Origin of the sequence: uncultured Granulicatella sp. (assembly GCF_963528315.1) — a bacterium.
In the GTDB taxonomy this organism is placed as follows: Bacteria; Bacillota; Bacilli; order Lactobacillales; family Aerococcaceae; genus Granulicatella.
The window spans coordinates 1-4599 of record NZ_CAURVV010000071.1 but is presented as its reverse complement, the minus strand read 5'-3'; the positions used below and the strand labels follow the sequence as shown (position 1 = coordinate 4599).

5 protein-coding genes are annotated in these 4599 nt (G+C 33.1%); all 5 read right to left on the bottom strand.

Going from position 1 to position 4599, the window contains the following annotated elements; all coding sequences use genetic code 11:
• Positions 1 to 105 precede the first annotated feature (105 nt).
• Positions 106 to 1317 (bottom strand): biotin/lipoyl-binding protein, encoded by a 1212-nt coding sequence (locus RYK07_RS08770; RefSeq protein WP_314853484.1) that lies wholly within the window; start codon positions 1315 to 1317, stop codon positions 106 to 108.
• 12 nt (positions 1318 to 1329) lie between these two features.
• Positions 1330 to 1806, bottom strand: coding sequence for a hypothetical protein (locus tag RYK07_RS08765; protein WP_314853483.1), 477 nt, complete (start codon positions 1804 to 1806; stop codon positions 1330 to 1332).
• Between the two features lie 51 nt (positions 1807 to 1857).
• Positions 1858 to 2337: a hypothetical protein gene (locus RYK07_RS08760; RefSeq protein ID WP_314853482.1), complete on the bottom strand. Its 480-nt coding sequence runs from the start codon at positions 2335 to 2337 to the stop codon at positions 1858 to 1860.
• A 227-nt stretch (positions 2338 to 2564) separates the two neighbouring features.
• Positions 2565 to 4232, bottom strand: coding sequence for an alpha-glucosidase (locus tag RYK07_RS08755; RefSeq protein WP_314853481.1), 1668 nt, complete (start codon positions 4230 to 4232; stop codon positions 2565 to 2567).
• Between the two features lie 121 nt (positions 4233 to 4353).
• Positions 4354 to 4599 (bottom strand): hypothetical protein (locus tag RYK07_RS08750; protein ID WP_314853480.1); only part of this gene is annotated, 246 nt, incomplete at its 5' end.

Genomic DNA, 4599 nt, shown 5'->3' with positions numbered 1-4599 from the left:
CCCATTATTCCAACAAATTCTCCTTGAGTAATACGAACCGTTACATCATTTAATACATGTAACTGTTCATCTCCAACTTTATAATATTTATGAATATGTTCTAATTTAATCATGGGACTTCACCGACTCTTCCAATTGTGTAGAAGACACCGCTGCTCCATCTGTAATGTCTGAATCTGGATTTGCAATCACTTTATCTCCAATACTTAATCCTTCTTGAACAATCCATTGGAATCCTTTTTTCACACGTTTAATATTTTTGCGTTTAGCTACCCCATTATCATATAAATAAACATATTCTTGTTCTCCATCTTTTTGAATCGCTTGTTCTGTTAATACTAATCCTTTTTGAGGGATTTTTACTTGAACAGTAAATCCATTTGGAAGAGAAATTTCTGGTTTTACAATTACATCATAACGAGCAACACTATGACCACCACCACTAGAAGCTGCACCTGGAGAAGTTGGCAAAGCTGGTACTGGATTAGCACCACTTCCTGACGGATCAGTAGAAACAAATGAAATCGTTCCTTTAATCTCTCTATCTTGAGCTTTCACATAGATTGTTACAGAAGATCCCTTTTCAACTGATTCATAATCATATTCAGAAACAGTTGTTTTCGCTTCGCTGTCTTTACTTGTAATTTTAATGAAGGCTAATTGCACATTTGTTTTCCCTTCTGGATTAATACTAATCGTTCCTGCAATATCTGCTGTTACACTTGAGCTTGTTTTTTTAGAAAGACGTTCGATTTTTGTGTTTACATCTTCAATATTATTGTTCATATCACGAATGGCTTTTTGAGTTCCCTCGATTGCTTGATCAAAAGCAGTCGTATCCATAGCACCTACATGAGCTGTTTGATTCGTAGCACCTTGTTGATTTTGAGCAGGGACTTCTTTTTCTAACTCTTGTTTTGCTTGAGCTTTACGATTCTTTTGTGTTTCTAATTCTTGATATAGATGATCACGTTCAGATATTAGTCGACTTACTTGACGGTTTAAATCGGCAACTTCGTCACTAATGGTTTCATTATCATATTCAAATAACACATCGCCTGCTTCTACTTCTTGACCATCTGTTACTTTTACTTGAGTGACTTGCCCTTTTTGAGGGTCCACATGATAGCTTTGCTCTTTAGCCGTTTCAATATTTCCATCTAATACTAAAGGTTCCTGTTCTGTTAACTCCATAATTGTATAATGGTGTTCTTCTTTCTTTTCAGGAGAGCGTAATTTTAAAAATCCTAATACGATTACAATAACAGCTCCTAATACCATTACGCTAATCATGCTCCATTTTAATGTTTTACTCATTCATAACTCTCCTTAACGTTTCGCTACTTCTTGTGCCCATTTTTGATAAGTCACATATAACCATGCTAGTAATCCAGCAATAATCGCTGGGATAATAAAAGTAGTTACGCTGAATTTTTGATGATTAAAAATATTATTAGCAATTTGCATTAAAATCGAAAAGACATGAATTCCAATCACATAAAAGAATAAATTCTTATCTGGTAATGCTTGAGTTTTAGCACTCTTTCCAATTTTGTGATATAAAATTGTTGCAAAAATACATAATAAGAAGAATAATAGGAAAACTGCTACTCCAACTCCTGCCGTTTCAGAACTATGTTCTACACCCTGTTTTGCTAATTCTTCTTGCACACTTGGAACAAATGTAGACGCTACTCCGATTAATACAAAGAGGTTCGCAAAAATTCCAATAATATTCCAAACTTTTAAGCCGGTAGCAATTTTACTAACTACACCTGCATATTTTTCAACTTTTTGTGTATCCATGATACATTCCTCCTAACAGTTGTTTTCAAACTTCTAAACATCACATCATTTTTATTTTTTCGCTACTTCTTGTTCCCATTTTTGGTATGTCACATATACCCATGCTAGTAATCCGGCAATAATGGCTGGAACAATATAAGCAGTAATATCAAATCCTGCCTTGCTAATGAATTGACCTACAATTTGTAACACAATTGAAAATGCATGAATTCCAATCGCAAAGTTTAATAAGTTCTTATCTGGTAATTGTTGTTGTTTCGCACTTTTTCCAATTTTATGATATAAAATTGTTGAAAAAATACATAGTAATAAAAAGATTACAACAATCGCTCCATTCAAACCAATCGTTTCCGTATTAAAAGCTGGATTATTTAATTTTGCTAATTCTGCTTGAGTATTTGGCAATAATAATAATATAAATCCCAATACCGCAAAAGCATTTCCAACAATCCCAATAATATTCCAAATTTTTAACCCCTTAGAAACTTTTCTTATAACTCCTGCATATTGTTCAACTTTTTGTGTATCCATGATACATTCCTCCTCAAAACTTTTTTAAAAAGAATAGGTTAGTTACTCTTTTAGCTAACTATATACCTAGTAATCTTTTTTGTCAATAAGTTTCTTTATTTTTTATTATGCTCATTATACACCGGTTGTTTCCGTTTTCATATAGATTTTTTCTTATTTAATCATTCTTAAGGATCTATGATTTACAAAAAAACGTCCTTTCAAAAAGAACGTTTTCTTCACTCTATTTAACCTTCTAATTCACAGACAAGCGCTTGATAGCCAGCAAGAGAGAGTTGATCTCCTTGTCCATTCATTTGTGCTGGAATATTGGCTAGCAATACTTTTCTTACAGGCGTTGGCAAAGTAACGGTTTGAGCTTCTGCTTGATAATTGACTAATACAAGCACACGTTTTTCTCCACGACGCTCAAAAGCAATTATATTTTCCACTTCTTCTAAAACAGGAATCAATGCTCCTTCTCGAATCGTTGAGCCATAAACTTCATTACGATATAAAGCAGTTAGTTCTCTATAATAATTCAAGATAGATTGTGGGTTCTCTTCCTGTGCCTCAACATTAATGTCTCTTTGTGGTTGTTTTGAAACAAGCCAAGCTTTTCCAGTTGTAAATCCTAACTTCTCTTCTCCATTCCATTGCATTGGAGTACGAGCATTATCACGACTATATTTTGAAATAGCCTTCAACGCTTCTTCATCCGTTAGTCCTGCTTCTTTTGCAACATGATATTCATTTAATGTATTAATATCATCAAACTCATCAATTGATTCAAAAATTTGATTTTCCATTCCAATCTCTTGTCCTTGATAAATAAATGGAATTCCTTTACGAAGCATTTGTACCGTTGCAAGAGCTTTTTTACTAATTTCTGTAACTTCTCCTTCAGGAATGTAATGAGAAACACCACGTGGTTCATCATGGTTTTCAATAATCGTTGATAACACTCCAATTGAATCCGCACGACGATGCGCTCTAAAAATACTATCTTTTAATTCTTCAGCTGTTGGTAATTCATGACTATACCAGCCATTTCCCTTTTGCCCTAAAATCGTTTGTTTAAAATCGAAAATAGACGAGAATACTCCCTCTTCGCCAATAAAGAAATGTAATTCTTCATCCGTTTCATTAAATACTTCCCCTACTGTAAAAGCATTATAACGTGCAAATGTTTTTTCTTTCATTTCTTGTAAAAATGGCTCAATTGGTTGCGCATTTGCTAATGAATAACGAACAGGAACTAGTCCATTTTCTTGTTCAGATGGTAATGAACGCCACTCTAAATCCTTTTTAATATTAATAATGGCATCAATACGGAATCCTCCAATTCCTTTTTCTAACCACCAATTAATCATCGTATAAATTTCTTCTCGTACGACAGGATTTTGCCAATTTAAATCAGGTTGTCCTTTATGGAATGAGTGTAAATAATATTTATTTGTTCCAGGAACTTTATCCCACACACTGCCTCCAAAATAAGTTTCCCAGTTATTTGGTTCTTTTTCACTTTCAATAAAATAGAAATAATCTGCATAAGGCCCATCTGGATCTGCTAATGCTTTTTGAAACCATTCATGTTGATCAGAACAGTGGTTAACAACCAAATCCATAATAATTGAAATATCACGTTTTTTTGCTTCAGCAATTAGTTCTTCCATATCTTCCATCGTTCCAAATTGCGGATCAATCGCATAATAATCTGCTATATCATATCCTTGATCTACAAAAGGACTCTTATATACAGGAGACAACCATAAAATATCAATTCCCAAACTTTGTAAGTAATCGAGTTTTTCGATAATTCCTTTTAAATCACCAATTCCATCTCCATTACTATCATTAAAACTTTTTGGATAAATTTGATACGCTACTTTGCCTTTCCACCAATCTTTTTCCATTATTGGTAGCCTCCTTCATAATCGTTAATGACTTTATTCTGATACAATTCCCTCACACTGTCAAGCAACAAAAAAGAGATAAACCATTGATCCGGCTTATCTCTCAAAAATAATTGCAGTATTATAAACGCTTGCTATATTTACGATATTGATAATATCTATAAGCATAAACGCCAGTACGATATAAGTAGAAAATAACTAAAATAGCAAATAATTTATTATGTACAACCGTTAATATAACAAAAGCACATGCTATTATAAACATGATTATTGCATAAACTAAATCTTTCATTCTCTCACCTCCATTATTTCTCTTCTTTTTTCTGTTTATCTTTAACATATCGATACGCATTAAAAGCACTAGAAA